This window comes from Pseudomonas sp. CVAP#3 (assembly GCF_018986375.1).
In the GTDB taxonomy this organism is placed as follows: Bacteria; Pseudomonadota; Gammaproteobacteria; order Pseudomonadales; family Pseudomonadaceae; genus Aquipseudomonas; species Aquipseudomonas helvetica.
On record NZ_JAHMSC010000001.1, the window covers coordinates 530,793 to 553,649 of the forward strand.

The window sequence follows — 22,857 nt, forward strand, 5'->3', positions numbered from 1 at the left end:
CATTCGTCCCGGGATCACACCGCCTCCATGGAAAAGCCGCGTAGCAGCACCGCCGACAGCGGTAAACAGAAAGTCCGCTCGGCCGAGGTCGGCACCGACATCCTCAAGGCCTTGGCCGAGTTGTCGCCATCGACCTCGTTGTCGCGTCTGGCCGAACACGTGCAAATGCCAGCGAGTAAGGTTCACCGCTATTTACAGGCGTTGATCGCCAGTGGCTTTGCCGAACAAAACAACGCCACCAACCATTACGGTCTCGGCCGCGAAGCCTTGCGCGTCGGCCTGGCCGCTTTAAACAGTATGGACGTGCTGAAAGTCTCCGCCCTGCCACTGGCCGAGTTACGCGACGACCTGAACGAAACCTGCTTCCTCGCGGTATGGGGCAACCAGGGCGCAACCGTGGTGCATATCGAACCGGCGGTGCGTGCAGTGACGGTGGTGACGCAACTGGGTTCGGTGCTGCCGCTGCTGAGTTCGTCCACCGGACTGGTGTTCAGTGCTTATTTGCCGAACCGCGAAACTGTCGAATTACGCGAACTGGAAGTGCAGGCAACGGCTGCCCACCCGCTGGCCGATGACCAGGTCTACGCGACCTTGTGTGAACAGATCCGCGAACGCGGCCTGCATCATGTGCATGGTTTGCTGATGCCGGGAGTCGATGCGCTCTCAGCTCCAGTGTTCAATGCCGTCGGCCAGGTGGCGGCAGTGCTGACCATCGTCGGCCCGACGTCGTTGTTCCACGCCGACGAAAACGGCCCGGCGGCGCAGCGATTGCTGGCGGCGACCCGGGCCGTGAGTTGGCGAATGGGCTATGAGCCCAGCGTCGCCGGTTAAATTGTTCGGCGCTGAACGCCAGCGTTTACTCCAGTAGCGTCTGCTCGCTGGAATCGGGCTCTTCGAGCGCCTCCTTCATCAATGCGCTCATCACCGCCAGATCCACGGTTTTTCCACTGCACGCAGAGACAACGCTCAAACAGGTATTCGCATCGCCCAAGCGCTTGGCAATCGCCTTCTGCACCTGCGAGAAACCCAACTTGCCGATACGCATCGTGGCCAGTTCCAGCATGCAATCGAGGTAGCTGGAGAAGACTTTCTTATAGTCACCTTCGTGGTAAGCCATTCCCCCCTCAAACACCCCTTTTGCCATCACGACGGCGCTCAATCCAAAACCGATCGGCGGGAACACACAGCCTACGACGGCAACCGCCGCTACTGCAGCTTCGTAGGATACTTTGGCAACAATCTCGATGAGACTCGTGGTTTGTGCATCGACACCGTCAATGATCTGACTGATCATCTCGCTGTAACAATGCGAAAAGTCGAAAACACGACTATTGACGTGTAGTGCCGGCGGCTCGTCGTCGGTACTACGTTGCGTCATCTCTTCGATGTATGCGCTGATCACTCGCTGGTCGGTGTATTTGACTCGCTTGCAGTAATAACTGCCCACCCCCCCCACTTTCACCGACCTGGCGAACTCGGCCCGTGGTCGAAACCATCGGCCGTCAGGTGCATTCGGGGTATACAACAGATCCGTGGCCACGCCATCGTTCATCAAGCGGAAAACATAAACGCCCTGGACCCTGCGGTTTTGCAGATAAAACTGGTACACACCGTTGCGTTGGGGAGATTCAGGGTCATCATTTTCTATTGGATCGGTGGACTCCGGTACTCGCAACCGATCAATAGCTTGTTCGATACGTTCATAGTGTTCCCGCGAAAGCACACCGCTGAACAGTTCCGCCAACGCGGCGCGCTGCATTTCATGCAGTTGCAGGTTGACATAAACATCACGTTTGAGCGCGTAACCAAGGGCATTGGGGTCCAGGTAGTCGGTGGACAGCATGTCGATATATTTTTCGCCAGGACGCAACGTCTTCGACCAGCCCACTATGTATTTCATCAGCACGTCGGCCATCAACGTGTCGGAGATGGGGGGATGGCCGGCCAACAAACGCAGTTTCGGGTAGATTCCCGGATTATGTATCGGCCCGCTATCTTCCGTGATGTGTTGTTCCTTGATGATGAGCTGAGACAAGGTCATTTCTTGCGACTCGTCCAGCACCACCTTTATCAGATCGGGGTTCACGACGACTGTTTTACCGTGTTCAGCCAGAACATCTTCAACCCTTTGTTTGATGAGGTTGTACGTAAACTTCTCGTAACTGATCAGCGCCGCCTCGTGGCTGGCCAGCCGGGTCAACGCTTTAAGCTCGGTATTCAACCGGGCAAAATACTGTCGATGGTAGGGTGTGGCCGAACGATAACCGGCGGGAATGACCGCCTCCACCTCGCCCCGCAGCCAACCGACATTGAGCAAGACAGCGTGGCGTAACGCACCATGCCCCACCGATGGCCAGGCGTTGCGCTTGATACCCCATTGAACCGGTAGCTCTGCCTGTAAATGCCGCATGTACGAATGGGTGCGCTCTCGCTCACTGGCGTGAGACTGCCGACTCAGGTAACTGCGTGCTTCTGGCAGCCTCGTCCAGTCGAACACATGGAAGTTCAGTTGTTTGAAGCTTGCAAACTCGAACCAGACTCTGCCCCCCGGAGCGTCCGGCGCATAGAGCACGCAAGCACCGTCCTCACCTTCCGGTCCGCAATAGACAATCATCCCTTGAAAGGGGATTTTCCAGCCATCGAACGAAAGCTCTCCCGCCGAATAATTTCCGGTGTTCTGACTGGCCAGTTCGACGATCTTGAGGCTGTCGTCACTGATATGCCCTTGCAACTTCGCGCTGAACGAACTCAGGTCCGTGCGACTGTCCAGCACGGCTTGCAGGGCATGCAGCACCGCTTCGCTGGTGTATTTTTCTTCAAATTTCTCGGCATACAACGAGCGCATGCTCTGGCTGCCCATCACCTCCAAAAGGTCTTGTTCGGTCAAGCCTGACGGCAGCGCCTCACCTTCAAGGGTGATCTCCAATGGAACAGAGGCCGGATCATACAAACCATTGAGCATGAACTCGGGAAGCGTCAGGCGATTACGTTGAACAACCTTTTGCTGACCCGCATAGAACGTATGACGAGCGTTGACGAAAATCTGCTCCGGGTCGATGAGTTCGCCGCAGAGAATTCGGACAAACTCCTGGGCATAAAAATGTGCAAACGCCTTGAGGGACCTGGTTTCTTTCAGCAGTGCATCAAGCGCTTGCTCTTTTGCTGCCAGGGACTGTTCCGTATCGACATAATACTGGCGATCTTCTTCACTGGCACGCTGCAACCAATCCGGTATCAGGTGAGGTTGTTCGGCCATTGCTCGTTTCGAAGGGCGTCGAAGTACCTCCTGAACTTCATTACTCGCACCCACCATTAAATCATTAACACTCATGCACACTTCCTTTTGGCATCCAATAACACTACCAAGTACAAAATTATTATTAGTTAGAGCCAATAAAATCCTTTACACCCCGCACACTGATCGCGCGGGGCATTCTACCGACTCAATCCATTCATCGGCCACCGCACAGGCTTATAAGAAGCGGCTTATTGCGCTCGGTAATACTCGACGATACCGCGACCAAACAAATTCAGCTTTTGAATATTGAAGATATTTTCATCCACGCGATAAAGCGGATCAAACGTCCATTGCCGGGTAAATACACCCGCATACTCGTCGCCGAACGCTGGAAACTCGTCATCCTGGACCTTCTCCATGATCGCCCAGCTCAGGCTTTGCGAGTAATCGACTACCGGCTGCCCAAGGTCATTGATCACTGTCGAGTTCAAGTAAGTCTCATCGGCCTTGATGCCATACTTTAACTGTTCAAAATCCTTATCCAGCATCGCACTGATTTCTTTCAACAAATCCATATTCAACATCTCCGAAATCCTTTTAATAAATAAGTGATCGCCCCCTGCGCAATAGATAAATTCACATGAACCGGGCCGACGAACACCTTATAAAGATTCCAGCCTTCAAAGTACACCCCGGAACATGTATGCATTCGTAAACAGCCACAACAAGATCGTGTTCCACCCACACTTAAAATACTGAACCCCTGCACTGTTTCCCTGGCCACCGCTGGAGTTCCTCGCCCCACGCCCAACGTTCCATTGATCCGTCGCGCCTGGGCATTTATCGTATGTAACGATATAAACAAGAGGTCGGCAATTCGTTAGTTCGCGTTACCTTGAGCGACTAACTTAAGCACTTCTATTTCACGTTGACTCAACGGGTTTTGTACAAAAGGCGCCACCTCCGGTTGGTCCAGACTCGGAATCAACTCCAGCGTCGCTGGCGGCACCTCATGTGCATCGGCCCATGGCAGCGACTGTTGCCGATGCTGTAACAGTCATTGTCCCGAATCGCTATTTTTCCTTTGGGGATAAGGACTTATCCTTGCCTGGCTTTCAGGGCAATGGGGCCGAAAGCACAAAGTACCGAGGTGCGACTTTCCCGCCTCATCAGCAACAGAATCCAGATGATTTGAATCCGTTTCAGCTCATCGACCCGTGTTCACTGACGTTGATTTGTAGCTCCTTGATCCAACGTCTTACCTTGGCCGCTGCGTTTGCAGCGGCCTTTTTTATGGGTGGTGTTTTCATGTTGTGCTCATCCGCCTCGCCATCATGGTTTCTTCCAGCGGCCCCTAGGCTCTGTACGAAAAGTAATGTCGCAAACGCCGTATGGCACAAGCCAATGAAACCCTCGCCGCAAAACTTTTCGCGAGCTTGTCGAAGCGCGTAACGATGCAGCGGTGCTCCTTCAGCCATCCGAACATGCGCTCGAAAATGTTGCGCTGTCGGCCAGCAGCCATCGACGGCGTTGGCGGGGACGGCCATCGGCCCTTGGGCGACCACTGCGTCGGGCTTCGATGAAGAGGTCTGCAACCAATTCCCGGGCTGCGTCGGGGAGTTCATACCGTTTGGCCATCGTGGGCTCCCGCCTTTGATGGACGCGGACGCTACTGAATCCCGACGCATACGGGATTCAAATGAGTTTCAGCTGATTTCGTACAGAGCCTAGAGCACTGTAAGAAACTTCCTTTTACAGAATAGAAACTCTTACAACACTTACTTTGCATCCGACATTTCACGCAATTATCAGAGGAGCACCTTACGGTCTTATCGGATTCGCTCCTGCTACTTCTCATGTACCGTAAATAGCGTCACCTCTTCCATTCACAACCCTCCACCCACAAAAAACCACGCAACACTTCGACACAAACACCCAAAAGAACAGAACAACAAAATATTTAATAACCATGAACGCACATTCAAAAGGAAATGAATATGCAAAAACCTCCCTTGGAACTTCCAACACTCTACATTGGTGCTCAGCCACTACCCGGTATAGATCTCATAGGTGGAGGTTTCAGCAACGGCTCTGCAACCATTCTTTACAGCGATCACTACGGCGTCCATTCGATAATCGATACAACTTTTACCACCTTGCGGGCCACCATCCAGACTTCGGAGCAGGAGTATGCAATCCGAATAAGTCAACTACCGCAGACCATTGAGCATGAACTGGCCGCGACAAGACTGGAAGGCTCAACCGCCCCGCTTCCACCCGCCGACGCGATCATTCGCGAGTTGGGCGTGCGTCACACGCTGTTGCTTCGAAAGACCGCCGAGTTTCATAGCAAAACGGCGATCGCCAATAGTTTTTATGGCGTCGACCCCATTGGCAGGTCTGTGCATGAGTTCCACCCAAGAGCCTCGACCATGGGAACGTCAGTCGATATTGCGATGCAGGCCTGGATCGCGTCGTACAGGGCGGCCCACGACGCACGCCTGTTGTTCCAAACCATCCAGTTACTCAACCAGCAATCCGTGAATGTGCAGAACTTTCTCCGCGCTGTGCAGGCAAATGATCAGGCCCGAATGGCGGCGGAACAGCAAGCCCAGAGGGTCGCGGCTGAATTGGCACGCATCAACGCGCAAGCAGAGGCCCAGGCTCGAGAACAGGCGCGGATTGCAGCATTGGCACAAGCGCAACGATTGGCCAACGAGCAGGCTCAGGTTGCAGCGGAAGCAGCCGCGCGGCACGTCGCTGCCGAACAGGCTCGTCTCGAGGCTCAGGCTGAAGTTCAACGACAAACTGAGTTACTGCACCTTGAAAGGCAGCAAGCGCAGAAACAAGCACAAGAACATGCCCATCAGAAGCCCCCTACTTTCGCCAACAGCGGATCAATGGCGGCCATCGGCCCGGTTTTTACTGCTGCGACCGGGAGCATCAGTACTAATCCCTCCACATCATTAGCGCTCAGGAACGTGCTGCGCGCAGCAGTGTCCGCCGCATTCGGAGCACTCATCAGCACGGCAACGCCAATTATCGTGGGGTTCGCCGCACTGCTTGTGCCATCAAGACTGGGTAACGGCGACCTCTATTCTGTGAGTGTTCCGCTGTCGGAACTCGCACCTGACCTGAGCGAAGACCTGTACGGACTCGCAGCAGTCCAGGGAGAGGTCAACCTGAGAGTGACCCTGGGTTCACGGACGATTGGCAACCAGACGCAAATCGTAGTCGCCACCACAGACGGCGTATCGGTGCCTTCCACTGTACCGGTCCGACTCGCACAGTTTGACCCACAAAAGAAAGTCTACGTTTCCACCAGCACAGGCCCCCAATCCGTCACCACGACCTGGACGCCAGTGGTGCAGTCGCCTCCACAATCGACCGAGCTTCCGGCGGTTGAAGTCGATCCGACAGTTTATGAAGGCACGACTGTCACTCCTGTCGAAGGACGAATTGATGCATTCCCACAGCTGGATCAATACAGCTTTGGTGGCTTCATCACTGTATTTCCGGCTGATTCGGGCATTCCGCCGCTCTATGTTGTGTTCAACAGTCCATATGAGGGAGCCATTGTAGAGGGAGAACACAGCGGACGTGATTTCAATCCTGAACAGACAGGTGGACCAGTTTTAGAAATGGAATGGCGGTCTGCAACCGCCTCCCAAGCAGGAGTCAATATGGTCAATTTGCATACGTCTCGGTTTCTTCCGTCTGATGCCAATAAAGTGATGATCGATCGGCTGGAGAGAATTCTCAAAGGAGAGCTTGAAATAACTGACACCGATAAACGCTTCTACACTCATGAAATAAGGGAGCTCGAAAGATTTAGAGCTCTGGGCTATGGAGACACTGAGATGCCAGATGCAGACTCCTCGGTATGGAACAATGTTCATACTGCCACTTTGGAAGACTTCAAACTGAAAGATGATCCCACGCTGCTCTATACGCCGGATGCGCTAGCCGCCGCAGAAGAACAAGATAAACGCGACTATCAAAGATTTCTGAAGGAGATGTGGTAATGAATACAATTGAGCAAATTGTGAAGAATGAATCTCTGGAAGATATCGTTACGGTCTTCGCACTGGTAAAAGCAACGCCCCATTTGGACATGATTATAGGGAGATACAAACCTGAAGCTACCCGACATGGAGAACTTCAACGCGCCTATGCACGACTCTTCGAAATGGGGGTATTGGCAAAGGGAGAAAAAGGGCTGGCGACTAAAGGCCCTAATTGGAAAGCCCCCAGCTTCGTAACAGAAAATCGATACGGCTAGCCAAACAGGCCGCAGAAGCCACCAAGCCGCGCAGATGCGACTTGGTGGCCCAGATTTCTTAAAGCGAATACTTCTGCAAATTCGCCATCATTTCCTTCAACGCTTCAATGTTGTCCTTGGGATGCGCCGCGCCTTCAAAGTCGCAAATCTGCTGCCAGTGAGCAGCAACATCTTCCGGCGAGAAGCCCTCGCGCGGATCGAAACCGGCGCCGAGGCTGCGTTCCCAGCGTACTTTGCCCATCCAGCCACCGCCGACTTCGAACAGGCCGGAGGTTTCCTGGCAGTTCTCACTGGCCAGGTACACCACCAGCGGGCTGACCAATTCCGGTTTCAGCTGTTCGAAGACTTGTGGCGGAATCAAGCCTTCGGTCATGCGTGTGCCACCGGTTGGGGCGATGGCGTTGACCAGAATATTGTTCTTGCGGCCTTCGATGGCCAGGGTGCGGGTCAGGCCATAAAGACCGAGTTTGGCCATGCCGTAGTTGGACTGGCCGAAGTTGCCGTAGATGCCGGAGGTCGAGGCAGTGAAGATCACTCGACCGTAGTTTTGCTCACGCATGTGCGGCCACGCGGCACGGGTGACTTTATAAGCACCTTCGACATGCACGCGGTAAACCAGGTCCCAATCGCCGTCTTCCATTTTGTGGAAGGTCTTGTCGCGTAGTATCCCTGCGTTGTTGACCACCACGTCGATGCGGCCAAAGGTATCGAGGGCGTGTTGCACGAGTTTGTCGCCGTCGGTCACCGAATCGTGGTTGGCCACGGCCGTGCCGCCGGCCTCGCGAATCTCTGCCACCACGCGGTCGGCTGCCGAGGCATTGGCGCCTTCGCCTTGAGCCGAGCCGCCGAGATCATTGACCAGTACCTTGGCGCCCTGCCTGGCGAACAACAACGCATGAGCCCGTCCAAGACCGCCGCCTGCACCGGTGACGATCACCACTTTATCTTCAAAGCGCACAGACTCTTTCATTACCAAACTCCAGCAGGCCAGGGACAGTGAGCCCGAGTGTCAGGCACGGCGCGGGCAGTCACAATCAACAGGGCTGAGGCTGAATGGTGTGCAATAAGGCGGGGGGATGATGAGCGCGAATGCACTTGCACGGACCGTGCTGGAGCAGCCGGGCAGCACTACGTTGACCAGCGAGACAGCAATTCGCTGAATATGGGGTAGTCCTTAGGGCTTCTAGCCTGTTCGCGTGTAGGATATGTGCCATTTTGCCAAGGATGCTCACAATGTTTGACTCGTGCAAGGAAGCCTGGCGCCGGATATCCGGGGTCTTTCTCACCGTGGTGAGCGTTCTTTCCAAAGTCGTTGGCTGGTTGCTGAAAAGCCTCTTTGGCCAGTGGCAGCCGCCCTTCTGGCTGAGGGCTATCGGCGCTGGGTTGACGACGCTGGGGCACAAGGCCCGAACTTATCCGCGCCAGACCACTGGCGGCGTGTTGGGCTTGCTGCTGGTAGTGGCGGCCGTTTTTTACGGCTGGCACTGGTATTCAAACCTGCCGAAACCGCATACCGTGGCCTATTCGGTGCACAAGCCGAACCTGACGGATTACACCCAGCAGCCCCCCATCGTCGATACCCTGAAAATCCGCTTCGCCGAATCGGTGGCGCCGTTGCAGGACATTGGCAAGCCCGTCACTCGGGGCATTAGCCTCAAGCCCGCCGTCCAAGGCACCTGGAGCTGGGCCGATGATCGCAGCCTGTTGTTCGTGCCGGACCAGGACTGGCCGATTGACGCCCATTACAGTCTCGAACTTTCAAAGAGCAACCTGCTGGCTGACGGTGTGCTACTGGCCGAATACAACAGCCAGATAACCACCCCGCCATTGCGAGGCCAACTGACCCAAAACGAGCTGTACCAGGACCCGGTCAATCCGACGCTGAAACAGCAGGTGGCGACCTTCCGCTTCTCCCACCCGGTGGACGAAGAAAGCCTGCGCAAGCGAGTGTCCATTACCCTTGGCAAAGGCTTGGCCTACCGCGATGCCCAGGCACCTAACCTGCCGGAAATCAGCTTCGACGAACGCAAGCTCAACGCCTACATCCGTTCCGCCGCCCTGGCCACGCCGCTGGAAAACGCCTCGGTCACGATCAAACTCGACGAAGGCATCAAGGCTCGAGATGGCGGCAACACCAGCCCTGCGCCGTTGAGCGCCGATGTGACGGTGCCCGGGCGTTATCGCCTGACCTTCAGCAGCGCCGACATCCAGTTTGTCGACAACGAACGCGGCGAGCCGGAACCTGTGCTGATGTTCAGCAGCTCCAACGCTGTGGCCGATGAGACCATCGCCGGTAAGGTCCAGGCCTGGCTGCTGCCGGAAAAAGCCAAGGATGACCATCGCCCCTGGTCCACCAGCGAAATCGACGAAAAACTGTTGGCCCGCAGCATCCCGGTCAAATTGACCCACGTACCGAGCATCGAGCCGCTGAACACTCAGCACGCCTTCAAGTTCAAGGCCCCGGCGGGCCGCATGCTGTATGCACGGGTTCCGGCCAATCTGGAAGCCATCGGCGGTTACCTGGCAAAAAATCCTGTGGCGTCGCTGGTGAGCATGCCGGCCTATCCGCGTACCTTGCAGTTCCTCTCCAACGGTGCATTGCTGAGCCTCAACGGCGAAAAACGCCTGGGTTTCATGGCTCGTGGCGTGCCCGGCGCCCATGTGGAAATCGCCCGTTTACTGCCCAACCAATTGCAGCACCTGGTGGATCAAAGCAGCGGCAGCTTCGCCCGGCCAAACTTCGGCAACGACTATTTCGACCGGATGGTAGAACGCATGTCCCTGGACATTCCGCTTTCGGCCGCCGATCCGTCGAAAACCCTCTATGACAACGTAGACCTCAGCCGTTACCTCACCGCCAACGGTGGCCGCCGAGGGATTTTCGTCCTCAAGCTGAGCCCCCAGGACGATCCGGCCGAGCGCACCTTCGACGGTTATTCGCGCAACACCACCAGTGACCTGCGCTTTATCGTGGTCACGGACCTGGGGATCATCGCCAAACGCTCCAGCGACGGCAGCCACGATGTGTACGTGCAATCCATCGGCAACGGTTCACCCGTGGCCGACGCTCAGGTCGATATCATCGGCCGCAACGGCTTGCCGGTGAGCAGCGGTAAAACCGACACCGAAGGCCACGCCCACTTTGCCAAACTCGACGAGTTGCGCCGCGAAAAAACGCCACTGATGTACGTGGTAACCCGTGGTAATGACCAGTCCTTCCTGCCAATTGCCCGACAGTCCCAGCAATTGGACCTGTCGCGTTTCGACGTCGGCGGTCTGAAAGAAGACGGCGCCATCGACCGCTTGAGCGCTTACCTGTTTACCGACCGCGGCCTCTATCGCCCCGGCGAGACCGCGCATCTGGGCATGATCGTGCGTAGCGGCAATTGGAAAGGTGTGCTGCAAGGCCTGCCACTGGAGTTGCAAATCACCGACCCCCGGGGCCTCGAAGTGATACGCCAGCCGTTGAAGCTGTCGGCCTCGGGTTTTGAAAGCTTCGATTTCGCCAGCAGTGAAGTAGCGCCGGCCGGGGATTACACCGCGACCCTGCAACTGATTGGCGAACAACAGACTCGCACCGATTTGGGCAGCGTCAGCTTCAAGGTTCGCGACTTCGAGCCGGATCGGATGAAAGTCAGTCTGAGCCTGCACGATACGCCGGTACAAGGCTGGATACCGCCGGAGCAAGTGGTGGCCAAGGTCACCGCGCTGCACCTGTTCGGCGCTCCGGCGTCGGGTCGGCGGGTGACCGCAAAAATGTCCCTGAGCCCAACGCTGGCCGCCTTCGATCGCTTCCCGGACTACCGCTTCCGTCTCAGGGACTCCTTGGAAGAAGCCAACTCCGAGGACCTGGCAGAGACCGAGGCCGACGACAACGGCCAGGCCGTCCTTGACCTCAACTTGCAACGTTTTGCCAACAGTACCTATCGCCTGCAAGTCATGGCTCAGGTCTACGAGGCCGAAGGCGGTCGCAACGTCGCCGCCCAGAGTGCTTTGCTGGTGTCTTCGGCGCCGTACCTGGTAGGTGTGAAGAGCCAGGATTCCTTGGGCTACGTGGCCAAGGATGCGTCGCGCCAGGTGCAATGGCTGGCCGTCGCGCCGGACCTCACGCCGGTAGCGGTAGAGGGCCTGAGCACCGAGCTGGTGGAACACCGCTATGTTTCGGTGCTGATCAAGCAATCCAACGGCACCTACAAATACGAGTCGCGGATCAAGCACATCAACCAGTCAGCCACGCCTCTGCCCTTGGGTAAGGACGGCGCGAAACAGACGCTGAACACCGCCACACCAGGCGACTACACCCTGCAACTCAAGGACGCCAACGGTAACCTGCTCAACGCCATCGACTACAGCGTCGCCGGGCGCGGCAACACTTCCCGCTCCCTGGAGCGCAACGCCGAGCTGCAACTGCGCCTGGACAAACGCAGCTATGCCACCGGCGACGAGATCGCCATCAGCATCCGCGCGCCTTACACCGGCGCCGGGCTGATCACCATCGAGCGCGATAAGGTCTACACCCAGCAGTGGTTCAAGGCCGACAGCACCAACAGCGTGCAGCACATCCGTGTGCCAGCCGGGCTGGAGGGCAATGCTTACATCAACGTGCAATTCGTGCGGGACATCGGTTCATCCGAGGTCTATATGAGTCCATTGTCCTACGGCGTTGTGCCGTTCAGCATCAACCTCGATGCGCGGCGCATGGCGCTGAAGGTCGAAGGCCCGACGAAGACCGAGCCGGGGCAGGTGCTGGACATCAAGGTCAATGCCGACCGCCCTTCCCGCGCCGTGGTCTACGCGGTGGACGAAGGCATTCTGCAGGTAGCGCGTTACCAGACGCCGGACCCGCTGGGCTTCTTTTTTCAGAAACGGGCGCTGGAGGTCGGTACCAGCCAGATTCTTGACCTCATCCTGCCGGAATTCAGCCGCTTGCTCAGTGGCGCTGCACCCGGTGGCGATACGGAAAACGCCTTGGCCTCGCACCTCAACCCGTTCAAACGCAAACACCAGCCGCCCGTGGCATGGTGGTCAGGGCTGATCGACTTGCCGGCCGGGGATACCGTGCTGCATTACCAGATCCCGGACAGCTTCAACGGCAAGTTGCACCTGTTTGCGGTGGCAGTAGATGCCAACAGCGTCGGCGTCAGCGAGGCCAGCACCGATGTGCGCGGGCCACTGGTGATCACGCCGAACGTGCCGGCCTTCGTTGCACCTGGTGACGTGTTCAGTGTCAGTGCCGGGGTCTTCAGCAATCTGGAAGCGCCCACACGTGTGAAATTTGAGCTGCAAACCAGCGCCGGCCTGAAAGTCGAAGGCGCCCCGAACAGCACCCTGGACCTGCAACCGCGCAAGGAAGGCATAGCCGAATTCCGGATCAAGGTCCTGGAAAACCTCGGCTCGGCGGATTTGCGCTTTGTCGCGGTGCTGCCGGACGGCAAGCGTATCCAGGTGGCCGAAACCACCTCGATCCGACCCTTGAGTGAACACCGGGTCGCCCTCAGCCTCGGCCGTTTCGACAGCGCCAACAAAGAGTTGAAACCCACGCGCGAACTGTTCCCCCAACTGCGCAATGTGCAACTGGGGGTGGCCGCCTCGCCTCTGGTCTGGGCTAATGGCCTCAAGCACTACCTTGATGACTACGGTTACGCCTGTACCGAGCAATTGGTGTCCAAGGCCATGCCGACGTTGATTTGGGGCGGCACCGCACCAGAAGCGCAACAGGCCTTTACCGGCGCGGTGCGCATGCTTCGACAGCGGCAGAATCAGGCCGGTGGTTTCGGCCTGTGGGCCGCCAATCCTGACGTCGCGCCTTATGCCAGCCTGTATGCCACTGACTTCCTGATCGAAGCCAAGGAGCGCGGTCTGCCGGTGCCGGAAGATGTGCTGGTGCGCGCCAACGCTTACCTCACCGACCTGGCCAACGGTCCCAGCGAAGGTCTGTCGGAATTGCGCAACCGTGCCTACGCCAGCTACCTGCTGAGCCGTCAGGGGATTCTGGTCAGTGGTGCCTTGAGCGATATCCGCGAGCGCTACGAGAACTACTTCCGCGACAGCTGGCAGAACGACCTGGGCGCCGCCTACCTCGCCGCCAGTTACAAGTTACTGAAACAGGATCGCCAAGCCGATGCACTGGTGCGCAAAATCCCGTGGCGTTCCATCGCCGGGTCCTGGGACAGCGACGGCCTGTATTACGACCCACTGGTCCACGACGCCGAGCACCTGCATTTGCTCAGCCGCCACTTCCCCGAGTTGCTGGGCGACGTGCCGGTGAACCTGCTGGACAAGCTCGGCAAGCGCCTCAATGAGCAGCGTTACAACTCGCTGTCGGCCGCACTGTTGTTGCGCGCCCTGGACAACTACGGCCAACAGGCGCAAAGCAGCATGACCCTCAAAGCCACGGCGTGGCTGGGAGACAAGCAGCAACAACTGTTACAGATGGCCGGTCAGCCGCCTCGCGCGGCAGTCCCGCCAGGCACGCAAAAAATGCTGATGGAAAAATCCGACGGTCCTGCTGCGTTCTACATGCTCAGCGAGGCCGGTTTTGATCGGAGTGCGACCCTCGATTCCATCAGTAATGGCCTGGAAATCATCCACGAATACCTCGACCTGAACGGCAAGCCCGTCAGCCAGGTGAGCGTCGGTGATGAGTTCCTGGTGCGCCTGCGACTGCGGGCCACGGATCGGGATCAGGTGCAGCAAGTGGCGGTGGTCGATTTGTTGCCGGGCGGCGTCGAGCCGGTGTATCGCCTGCCGCCGGAGCCGCAGGCCGCCAGTGAAGGTGAAGGCGAAGAATCGCAATACGCCGAAAACAGCGAAGAGGCTAACGCCTGGCAAGCGCCTATTGGTGAGAGCGAGTTGAGCAATTGGCAACCGGATTACATTGATGTGCGCGATGACCGGGTGGTGTTTTATGGCACGGCGCTGCGGGACGTCGGCACCTTCGTCTACCGCGTACGGGCCACCAACGCCGGTACCTTCAACACGCCACCGGCCTATGCCGAAGGCCTGTACCAAACCACCTTGCAAGGCCGTGGCAAGGTCGGCCAGCTTGAAATCGTCAAGCCTTGAAACATCCGGGACGGCGCTTGAAACCCCTGCTTGCAGTTGGGCTGGCAGTGGGTGTGCTGGTGGGGCTGCGACTGTGGCCCCATCAGCCACTGGAGCAAACCACCTCATCCTCGAGACTGGTGCTGGCCGACGACGGTTCGCTGCTGCGCATGACCCTGGCCGCCGACGGCCAGTATCGGCTATGGATGCCCCTGCAACGCATTTCGCCATCACTGGTCGAGGCGTTGCTGCTCAAGGAAGACCGCAACTTCTATTGGCACCCGGGAATCAACCCGCCAGCATTGCTGCGGGCGGCCACGGCCACTTACAGCGGAGGCCAGCGCCAGGGCGGCTCGACCTTAAGCATGCAACTGGCGCGACGGCTGTGGGACCTCAATACCCGGCAGGTCCCCGGCAAACTGCAACAAATGGCCCTGGCACTTTGGCTGGAGCTGCGTTACAGCAAACACGACATCCTTGAGGCCTACCTCAACCTGTCGCCCATGGGCGGCAATATCGAAGGTGCCGAAGCGGCAAGCCGGATTTACTTCGGTAAAGCGGCAGCGCAGTTGTCGTTATCCGAAGCCCTCGCGCTGGCGGTGATTCCCCAGCAGCCAGGACGGCGCGCCAACTTCGGACCGTCGCTGCAAAACGCTCGCCTGCGGCTGATGGCCGACTGGCGCGAGACGTATCCCGAGGATCCGCGTAACAGCAGTTTGCTGGAACTGCCACTGGAGGCGCGCACTCGTCAGCAGATTCCTTTCCTGGCGCCTCATTTGAGCGAACAGCTGCTGACGTCCCAGACCGGTAATGAGCTCAACAGTACTCTCAACCTGCCCCTGCAACGGCTGCTGGAACGTTTGATTGGCGGCTTTATCGCCGAACGCCGCAGCACCGGCATCGAGAACGCCACGGCAATCCTGGTGGACAGCCGCGACCAGAGCGTCAAGGCGCTGGTGGGTTCGGCGGATTACTTATCCACGGCCATTCACGGGCAGGTCAACGGCGTGCTGGCACGGCGCTCACCCGGTTCCACCCTCAAGCCGTTTCTCTATGGGCTGGCGCTGGATCAGGGATTGATCCACCCCATGAGCATTCTCAAGGACATGCCCAGTAACTTCGGCTACTTCCAGCCGGAAAATTTCGATGGCAGTTTTGTCGGCCCACTGACAGCCCGGGACGCGTTGATTCGCAGCCGCAATATTCCGGCGGTGTGGCTGGCCAGCAAGGTCAAATCCCCTTCGTTATACGGTTTTTTGCAAAGGGCCGGGATCAAGGGATTGCGGGGCGAGAGCCATTACGGTCTGGCCCTGGCCCTGGGCGGTGGCGAGATGACCCCCGAAGAATTGGCGCGGCTGTACCTGATGTTGGCCGGCGACGGGCATTTGCGGTCGTTGCGCTACCTCATCGAGCAGCCTCAGGCCAGCGGTGCCGCTCTGCTGACGCCGCAAGCCGCGTTCATGGTGCGCGATATGCTCAGGCACAACCCGCGCCCGGATGGCTTGCCGGCCAACAGCTCTAGTCGGCACTGGCGCACGGCCTGGAAAACCGGCACGTCCTGGGGCTTTCACGATGCCTGGAGCGCCGGAATCGTCGGCCCATACGTGTTGATCGTGTGGGTCGGCAATTTCGACGGCAGGCCCAACCCGGCGTTCATTGGCGCAAAGACGGCAGCACCACTGTTCTTTCGCATCGCCGACGTCCTGCCTCTGGCATTGCCCACCGTAGCCGACAAAGTCGACAAGCCACCTGCAGGACTGACGCGGATCGACGTCTGCGCCGCCTCCGGCGAGCTGCCCAACCGCTGGTGCCCCTCGACCCGCAAGACCTGGTATATCCCTGGGGTCTCCCCCATTCGCGTGTCCAACCTGCATCGCCCGGTGCTACTCGACACCCGTACCGGCAAGGCTGCCTGCCCGCCGTTCGATCCGCAGTACACCCGCGAAGAGGTCTTCGAGTTCTGGCCCAGCGATGTACAACGACTGTTCCGCGCCGCCGGCCTGCCACGGCGCACGCCGCCTGACATGCTCAAAAGCTGCCAGCCCAATCGCCACAGCGATCAGAGCGAAGCCCCGCAAATCCGCTCGCCGCTGACTCAGGTCACCTATCAGCTACGCCTGTCCCACCCCCAGGAAAGCATTCCCCTGAACGCCAACGCCGCGAGTGATGCCTTGACCCTGTATTGGTTCGCCGACCAGACCCTGATCGGTCAAGGTCCACCCCAAGCCACACTGAACTGGCGGCCAGGCAAGTCGGGCGAGTATCACTTGCGAGTCAGTGATGATCAGGGCCGCAGCGTGAGCCGAGGATTACGGGTAGAGTTTTTGCCTTAGCCGAGTAAGGAGCGCCCCTGGGGTCGCATGACCACGCATTAGCCATGACTTGATGCAGGGTGCAACGGAAACCAAAACGGGCCTGCATCTGCAGGCCCGTTTTCAGTAGGGTGATAAAGGTGTTTCAGGCATCAGCTATTGAGCGCAGCCTGTTCGTTCTCGAGAAATTCTTCTTCCAGCAGCGCGTCGGCATGAGCCCCCGAGCTGATCGGCGTGACAGTGGCGCGTTTACCGCGCAATTTGCCGAACAGGTGTTCCAGCGCATGTTCAAGCTTGGTGGCCGCCCCGTCGATGGCCAGTTCCAGTGTGTCGGCTTTATGAGTAACGGAAACCGGTTGATGGCCTTTTGGCCGCGCTTCAAGTTGGCAGCGCATGTCGTGTGGACCGGGTTTATCGCCGTTCTCGTCCCGCAGGTGGACTTCGACCCGTGTCAGGTCTTCTTCGTATCGTTCGAGCGTGCTCTCAATGGTAGTACGTACCCACTCCTCCAGTCGGATGCTGCTTTGAATATGGTTATCGCTATTGACTTGGATTTGCATAGTTCATCCCTTATTTCAGCTAGCTCGCGAGAGGTCCGGTGCAGTGTTTGAAACCTGGGTGACCGTGACCTCTTGGTTACAGAGTTGGGCAGATGGAGAAACAATTCAACCCCTAAAAAAAGATAAATATTCATGCGCAAAAAAAGCCGGACAACCGGCAAAAGCGCTGTTAATGTCGGGAGTCGACTCGGTCCGCAATGCCGCAATAAATCCTCACAATTGCCCCTCACCCAGGGGGTGCAACCCGCGAAAAATCTCCGCCTCTTCCACCAGCCAGTCATGCACCGCGCGCACGCCCGGATGGCTCAGCGCCCCCGGTGAATACAGCAGCACATAGCGTTTGTAGTTGGGCACCGCGACGCCAAACGGCACGATCAGCGTGCCACGCTCCAGCTCATCGTTGAGCAAGGTCCGCCGGGCGATGGCCACGCCCATTCCGGCAATCGCCGCCTCGATGGTCAGGTGGTTGCGGTTGAAGGTATGCCCGCGCCGTACGTCGGCTCCGTCGAAGCCGATGGCATTCAGGTAAAACTCCCATTCCGCGTATTCATAACTGCCGCGCCAAGCGGTGATGTCGTGCAACAACGGAAAATGCACCAGATCCGCCGGCCCGTGCAGCGGCGGTCGGCCGCGCAGCAGGCTCGGCGCGCAGACCGGGAAAATCTGCTCATCGAGCAAGGCTGTGGATAACAATCCCGGGTAACTGCCATCGTTCAAGTCGATGGCCAGGTCGAAGTCACCTTCGTGCAGCGCCACGCTGCTGTCCTCGGCCACCAGCCGCAACTGGATATCCGGAAACCGCTGCTGCAAACGCGGCAGGCGCGGCGTCAGCCATTTACCGAGAAACGAAGGAATCGAGCGCAAACGCAGGATGCCGCTGATCATTCCTGCATCCAGCCGGCGCAATTCCGCGTCGATGCTGCCGTAGGCTTCGTTAACCGTGATCGCCAGACGCTGGCCTTCGGCGCTCAATTCGACACCTCGAGCGCGGCGGTGAAACAAGCGAAACCCCAGGCGCTCTTCCAGCTGGCGGATCTGCTGGCTGACGGCGCCGGGGGTGATGTGCAGTTCTTCCGCGCAGCGGGTGAACGACAAGTGGCGTGCCGCACAGGAAAACACATGCAACCAGACGTAGGTCTGGGCATGAAATTGACGACTCATCGTTTAGTCCTACTAAAGCCTGTCTTAGGAAGTTTCGTTGGTCAGCGCTGACCGAGGTAGGCAGTATCGCCGACATTGCGCTTGTCCTACAAAAAATGGCGGCGATTCCTACTCCATTGCTTGTAAGGCTTTAGCATGGCTATCAGTGTTTTCGATCTCTTCAAAGTCGGCATCGGTCCGTCCAGCTCCCACACCGTCGGCCCGATGCGCGCTGCGGCGACCTTCTCCCAGGCGCTGTTTGACCAGGGTTTGCTGGAGCAAACCCGACGGGTGGAAGTCCGTCTCTACGGCTCGCTGTCCGCCACCGGCGTCGGCCACGCCACCGATCGTGCCTGCGTCATGGGGCTGATGGGCGAATGGCCCGACAGCATCGACCCGAGCTGCATCGGTCCGCGTATCCAGCAGTTGCGTGAAAGCGGCGAACTGCTGCTGGCCGGTCGCCGGACCATTGCCTTCGATTGGCAACGCGACTTGCTGCTGCTCGATGAAAGCCTGCCCTACCACCCCAACGCCATGTCGCTGACAGCATTTGGCGAAAACGGCCAGTTGTGGGAACAAACCTACTACTCGGTCGGCGGCGGTTTCATCGTCGAAGCAGCCGAGGCCGAGTCGGGCGTGCCGGCCGCCAGCGACGTGGTGTTGCCGTACGAGTTTTCCAGCGCCGTGGAATTGCTGTCGCTGTGCAACCAGCACGGCCTGCGGGTTTCCGAGCTGATGATGGCCAACGAACGGGCCTGGCGCAGCGATGCGGAAATTCGCAGCGGCCTGCTGCATATCTGGTCGGTGATGCGTGAGTGCGTCGAACAAGGCCTGCGCCACGAAGGCATCCTGCCGGGTGGTCTGGATGTGCCGCGCCGCGCTGCGAAATTGCACCGCAGCCTGCTGGAAATCGGCAAACCGAACGTCATCAGTTCGACCCTCTCGGCGATGGAATGGGTGAACCTGTTCGCCCTCGCCGTGAACGAAGAAAACGCCGCCGGCGGACGCATGGTCACCGCACCGACCAACGGCGCGGCGGGGATCATCCCGGCGGTGCTGCATTACTACATGAAGTTCAACCCCGACGCCTCGGACGACGATGTCGTGGCGTTCTTCCTCGCTGCCGCGTCGGTGGGCATCCTCTGCAAAAAGAACGCCTCGATCTCCGGCGCCGAAGTCGGCTGCCAGGGTGAAGTGGGCTCTGCCTGCGCCATGGCCGCTGCCGGCCTCGCCGAGGTATTGGGCGCGACGCCCGAACAACTGGAAAACGCCGCCGAAATCGGTCTGGAACACAACCTCGGCCTGACGTGCGACCCGGTCGGCGGGCTGGTTCAGGTGCCGTGCATCGAGCGCAACGCGATTGCCGCCGTGAAGGCAATCAACGCCACTCAAATGGCCCTGCGCGGCGACGGCAAACACTTCATTTCCCTGGACCGGGTAATCCGCACCATGCGCGATACCGGCGCCGACATGCACGACAAATACAAAGAAACTTCACGGGGCGGCCTGGCTGTGAGCTGGGTGGAATGTTGATGAGCATTCCCTGACCGCCTGCATTCCGTGAGCCCGAGTAAAAATAATAACGAGGCGATACCGATGACCGATGTACGTACACCTGCTGCCGATAATCCTGCTGTAGACCTCAAACGCGACACCGCTATAACCAGCAAAGGCTGGAGCAAACACGACACCACCTGGATGCTCGGCCTTTACGGCACGGCGATTGGTGCGGGCACGCTGTTCCTGCCGATCAACGCTGGCGTCGGCGGTTTCTGGCCGTTGCTGGTGCTGGCGCTGCTGGCTTTCCCGATGACCTTCTTCGCCCACCGCGGCCTGACCCGCTTCGTGCTGTCCGGGCGTTCCGGGGACATCACCGAAGTGGTGGAAGAACACTTCGGCATCGGTGCCGGCAAGCTGATCACCCTGCTGTATTTCTTTGCGATCTTCCCGATTTTGCTGGTGTACAGCGTGGCGCTGACCAACACCCTCAGCAGCTTCATGGAGCATCAGTTGCACATCGCGCCGCCACCGCGCTCGGTGTTGTCGCTGGCGCTGATTCTGGGGCTGATGGCGATCGTCCGTTGCGGCCAGGGCGTGATCGTCAAATGCATGAGCGTGCTGGTTTACCCGTTTGTCGCCGCGTTGCTGTTGCTCGGCGTGAGCCTGATCCCGAACTGGAACGGCGCGTTCTTCGCCTCGGCCAGTGAAGGCATGCCGCTGCCGCTGTTCTTCAAAACCCTGTGGCTGGCGATCCCGGTGATGGTGTTCTCGTTCAACCATTCGCCGATCATCTCCGCCTTCGCCGTCGATCAGAAACAGCGTTACGGCGCCCAGGCCGAGCCGAAAAGCAGCGGCATCCTCGCCGTCGCCCACAGCATGATGGTGCTGACCGTGATGTTCTTCTGCTTCAGTTGCGTGCTGGCCCTGTCGCCGGCCGACCTGGCAGCCGCGAAGGCGCAGAACATCTCGATCCTGTCGTACCTGGCCAACCACTTCCAGACCCCGGTCATCGCCTATGCCGCGCCATTGATCGCGCTGGTGGCAATCACCAAATCCTTCCTCGGCCACTACATCGGTGCGAGCGAAGGCTTCCAGGGCCTGATCGTGAAAAGCCTGCGCGGCCGTGGCCGGGTGATGCCGGCCAGCTGGCTGAACCGCGTGACCGCGCTGTTCATGATCCTCAGCTGCTGGGCCGTGGCGACCTTCAACCCGAGCATCCTCGGCATGATCGAAACCCTCGGTGGGCCGGTGATCGCCTGCCTGCTGTTCCTGATGCCGATGTACGCGATCCGCCGCGTGCCGTCGCTGCGCCAGTATTCGGGGCAAGCCTCGAACGTGTTCGTGGTATTGATCGGCCTGATCGCACTGTCAGCGATCATCTACTCCGTCATGCCCTGAAACGGACCGTGAATGAAAAAGGCGAGCCATTGGGCTTAGTGCCGATCAGGTAAGAAAATTCAGCGCCTGAATGCTCTATTTTGATCCGAAATCCACCCCTCACCCCAACCCTCTCCCCAGTGGGGAGAGGGGAAAGGGAGCAGATATCCAGGCCTTTCAAACTTGAGTTCGACTCGGACTTTCAGGTCACTCCAAGCCTTTCAAAACCTGAGTTCGACTCGGACTTTCAGGTCGATGTAACTCGAAAGAACACCTCAGTCAGTCCCCTCTCCCTCCGGGAGAGGGCTAGGGTGAGGGGGGATCTTGAGCCTGGCGAACAACCCGAAGCATTCCTCGCAAAAGTGACGTTAGCTGACTGGCATTAGCCATTGAGCTCGCCTTTTTTATGCCGGTTTATTGACCCGGAGCAGGACCGGCATGGCCCTTGCTTCGTCAGAATGGAGGCACACGGATGTTGTTGAAACCTCAGCGAACGGCCTGCCGGTGGTCTGGAAAAGCGAACCAATCCTGATCCCGTCCGGTCAATGACTGCACGATCCTATCAAGCGGTGACGCATTATGGATAACCCTTTTCAACTGATCACCGACGCTTTTGCGCCGGATTATCAGGTCAACCTGAGCATTCAAGGGCTCGACGGCAGCATCATGCTGACCCTCTCCAACGCCGGCCGAATCGTCGCCAAACGGATGATCAGCGCCGCACAACGCAATGACCCGCAACGCCTGAAACGGCTGGTGCAAAGCATCCAGTTCGGCATCGCCATCGAACAGGGCCACAGCGCCGTGGCGATCCTTGAAGCGATGACCAACGGCGACAACCTCAAGTTGCCGCCGCCCTCACCCAAGACTCAACCCCCTCGGCCGGCAAGGTTTTAAAGCTCGCCCTTCTCGACTTCAGGATGCTCAGCGGAGCCCGCCCCGGTCGTGCGCTGCGGGTGTGCGATCTTCACCGACGGAAATTGCGACGAAGCATAGCGCACCACCAGAATCGAAAACGCCAGCAGCAGAATACCGCCGCACAGGTAGATGATCCCGATGTCCGGCGGGTTGTGGTGCGACACGTTGGAAATCAGCAGGCGCGTCAACGCGGTGATCGCCACGTAGATCAGAAAGCGCACCGGCATGTGGTTGGTCTTGAAGTAAATCCCGACCATCGCCCCCAGCTCGAGGTAGATGAACAGCAGCAGGATGTCATCGATCTTGATGTCACCCTCCTTGATCATTAGCAAAAACTCCGCCACCGCCGCCCAGGCAGTGACTGCACCGATGGCGAACAGCGCCAGGTAATGGAACGTCTCAACGAACAGGTTACCCAGCGATCCGGCCAACTCATGGACGCTCTGGCGAAGCTTTTCAGCCCAATTGATATTCACGGTAGTTCTT

The 22,857-nt window shown here is 58.4% G+C and carries 14 protein-coding genes and 2 pseudogenes; 8 read left to right on the plus strand and 8 right to left on the minus strand.

Features of this window, described 5'->3' with window-relative positions:
* The first annotated feature begins 27 nt into the window (after positions 1-27).
* The gene (locus tag KRR23_RS02445) at positions 28-831 is read left to right on the plus strand and encodes an IclR family transcriptional regulator (RefSeq protein WP_216741193.1); all 804 of its coding nucleotides are present in this window, start codon (positions 28-30) and stop codon (positions 829-831) included.
* Positions 832-856: 25 nt separating this feature from the next.
* Here the strand turns inward: KRR23_RS02445 and KRR23_RS02450 are convergent, their stop codons facing one another.
* The 4 genes and pseudogenes from KRR23_RS02450 to KRR23_RS28965 form a co-directional block, all read right to left on the minus strand.
* Positions 857-3,331 carry a DUF6543 domain-containing protein gene (locus KRR23_RS02450; RefSeq protein WP_216741194.1) on the minus strand — a complete coding sequence of 825 codons (2,475 nt, stop codon included), beginning with the start codon at positions 3,329-3,331 and terminating at the stop codon, positions 857-859.
* A 155-nt stretch (positions 3,332-3,486) separates the two neighbouring features.
* Complete coding sequence (locus tag KRR23_RS02455; RefSeq protein WP_216741195.1) at positions 3,487-3,822, minus strand: hypothetical protein; 336 nt, start codon at positions 3,820-3,822, stop codon at positions 3,487-3,489.
* 191 nt (positions 3,823-4,013) lie between these two features.
* Positions 4,014-4,184, minus strand: a pseudogene (locus KRR23_RS28960) (response regulator transcription factor); the annotation flags it as partial.
* A 408-nt stretch (positions 4,185-4,592) separates the two neighbouring features.
* Positions 4,593-4,867: pseudogene (locus KRR23_RS28965) on the minus strand (transposase); the annotation flags it as partial.
* 368 nt (positions 4,868-5,235) lie between these two features.
* Here KRR23_RS28965 and KRR23_RS02465 point away from each other — a divergent pair.
* The gene (locus tag KRR23_RS02465; RefSeq protein WP_216741197.1) at positions 5,236-7,263 is read left to right on the plus strand and encodes an S-type pyocin domain-containing protein; all 2,028 of its coding nucleotides are present in this window, start codon (positions 5,236-5,238) and stop codon (positions 7,261-7,263) included.
* Positions 7,263-7,520: a hypothetical protein gene (locus KRR23_RS02470; protein ID WP_216741198.1), complete on the plus strand. Its 258-nt coding sequence runs from the start codon at positions 7,263-7,265 to the stop codon at positions 7,518-7,520. The genes KRR23_RS02465 and KRR23_RS02470 overlap by 1 nt, the downstream gene beginning before the upstream one ends.
* Before the next feature lie 58 nt (positions 7,521-7,578).
* Here the strand turns inward: KRR23_RS02470 and KRR23_RS02475 are convergent, their stop codons facing one another.
* The gene (locus KRR23_RS02475; protein ID WP_123582729.1) at positions 7,579-8,490 is read right to left on the minus strand and encodes an SDR family oxidoreductase; all 912 of its coding nucleotides are present in this window, start codon (positions 8,488-8,490) and stop codon (positions 7,579-7,581) included.
* Positions 8,491-8,753: 263 nt separating this feature from the next.
* On the opposite strand from KRR23_RS02475, the gene KRR23_RS02480 reads away from it, so the two are divergent.
* Both KRR23_RS02480 and pbpC read left to right on the plus strand, forming a co-directional pair.
* Positions 8,754-14,585 (plus strand): alpha-2-macroglobulin, encoded by a 5,832-nt coding sequence (locus tag KRR23_RS02480; protein WP_216741199.1) that lies wholly within the window; start codon positions 8,754-8,756, stop codon positions 14,583-14,585.
* Entirely contained in the window at positions 14,582-16,897 is a 2,316-nt protein-coding gene (gene pbpC / locus KRR23_RS02485; RefSeq protein WP_216741200.1) for a penicillin-binding protein 1C, read from the plus strand. The genes KRR23_RS02480 and pbpC overlap by 4 nt, the downstream gene beginning before the upstream one ends.
* Before the next feature lie 131 nt (positions 16,898-17,028).
* Here the strand turns inward: pbpC and KRR23_RS02490 are convergent, their stop codons facing one another.
* Entirely contained in the window at positions 17,029-17,436 is a 408-nt protein-coding gene (locus tag KRR23_RS02490) for an HPF/RaiA family ribosome-associated protein (protein ID WP_123582730.1), read from the minus strand.
* 213 nt (positions 17,437-17,649) lie between these two features.
* Positions 17,650-18,597 carry a LysR substrate-binding domain-containing protein gene (locus KRR23_RS02495; RefSeq protein WP_019693524.1) on the minus strand — a complete coding sequence of 316 codons (948 nt, stop codon included), beginning with the start codon at positions 18,595-18,597 and terminating at the stop codon, positions 17,650-17,652.
* A gap of 135 nt (positions 18,598-18,732) precedes the next feature.
* Between KRR23_RS02495 and KRR23_RS02500 the strand changes: the two genes are divergently transcribed.
* From KRR23_RS02500 to KRR23_RS02510, 3 genes are all read left to right on the plus strand, one after another.
* The gene (locus KRR23_RS02500) at positions 18,733-20,109 is read left to right on the plus strand and encodes an L-serine ammonia-lyase (RefSeq protein WP_216741201.1); all 1,377 of its coding nucleotides are present in this window, start codon (positions 18,733-18,735) and stop codon (positions 20,107-20,109) included.
* 63 nt (positions 20,110-20,172) lie between these two features.
* Positions 20,173-21,474, plus strand: a complete 1,302-nt coding sequence (locus KRR23_RS02505; RefSeq protein ID WP_216741202.1) for a serine/threonine transporter — start codon at positions 20,173-20,175, stop codon at positions 21,472-21,474.
* A gap of 558 nt (positions 21,475-22,032) precedes the next feature.
* The gene (locus tag KRR23_RS02510; protein ID WP_216741203.1) at positions 22,033-22,350 is read left to right on the plus strand and encodes a DUF3509 domain-containing protein; all 318 of its coding nucleotides are present in this window, start codon (positions 22,033-22,035) and stop codon (positions 22,348-22,350) included.
* Here the strand turns inward: KRR23_RS02510 and KRR23_RS02515 are convergent.
* The gene (locus tag KRR23_RS02515; RefSeq protein ID WP_216741204.1) at positions 22,347-22,847 is read right to left on the minus strand and encodes a phosphate-starvation-inducible PsiE family protein; all 501 of its coding nucleotides are present in this window, start codon (positions 22,845-22,847) and stop codon (positions 22,347-22,349) included. The two genes, KRR23_RS02510 and KRR23_RS02515, sit on opposite strands and share 4 nt — an antisense overlap.
* Between the last annotated feature and the right edge of the window lie 10 nt (positions 22,848-22,857).

Coding starts and splice junctions, on each gene's coding strand:
- KRR23_RS02445 (WP_216741193.1), top strand. CDS start 28: ATGGAAAAGCCGCGTAGCAGCACCGCCGACAGCGGTAAACAGAAAGTC.
- KRR23_RS02450 (WP_216741194.1), bottom strand. CDS start 3,331: ATGAGTGTTAATGATTTAATGGTGGGTGCGAGTAATGAAGTTCAGGAG.
- KRR23_RS02455 (WP_216741195.1), bottom strand. CDS start 3,822: ATGTTGAATATGGATTTGTTGAAAGAAATCAGTGCGATGCTGGATAAG.
- KRR23_RS02465 (WP_216741197.1), top strand. CDS start 5,236: ATGCAAAAACCTCCCTTGGAACTTCCAACACTCTACATTGGTGCTCAG.
- KRR23_RS02470 (WP_216741198.1), top strand. CDS start 7,263: ATGAATACAATTGAGCAAATTGTGAAGAATGAATCTCTGGAAGATATC.
- KRR23_RS02475 (WP_123582729.1), bottom strand. CDS start 8,490: ATGAAAGAGTCTGTGCGCTTTGAAGATAAAGTGGTGATCGTCACCGGT.
- KRR23_RS02480 (WP_216741199.1), top strand. CDS start 8,754: ATGTTTGACTCGTGCAAGGAAGCCTGGCGCCGGATATCCGGGGTCTTT.
- KRR23_RS02490 (WP_123582730.1), bottom strand. CDS start 17,436: ATGCAAATCCAAGTCAATAGCGATAACCATATTCAAAGCAGCATCCGA.
- KRR23_RS02495 (WP_019693524.1), bottom strand. CDS start 18,597: ATGAGTCGTCAATTTCATGCCCAGACCTACGTCTGGTTGCATGTGTTT.
- KRR23_RS02500 (WP_216741201.1), top strand. CDS start 18,733: ATGGCTATCAGTGTTTTCGATCTCTTCAAAGTCGGCATCGGTCCGTCC.
- KRR23_RS02505 (WP_216741202.1), top strand. CDS start 20,173: ATGACCGATGTACGTACACCTGCTGCCGATAATCCTGCTGTAGACCTC.
- KRR23_RS02510 (WP_216741203.1), top strand. CDS start 22,033: ATGGATAACCCTTTTCAACTGATCACCGACGCTTTTGCGCCGGATTAT.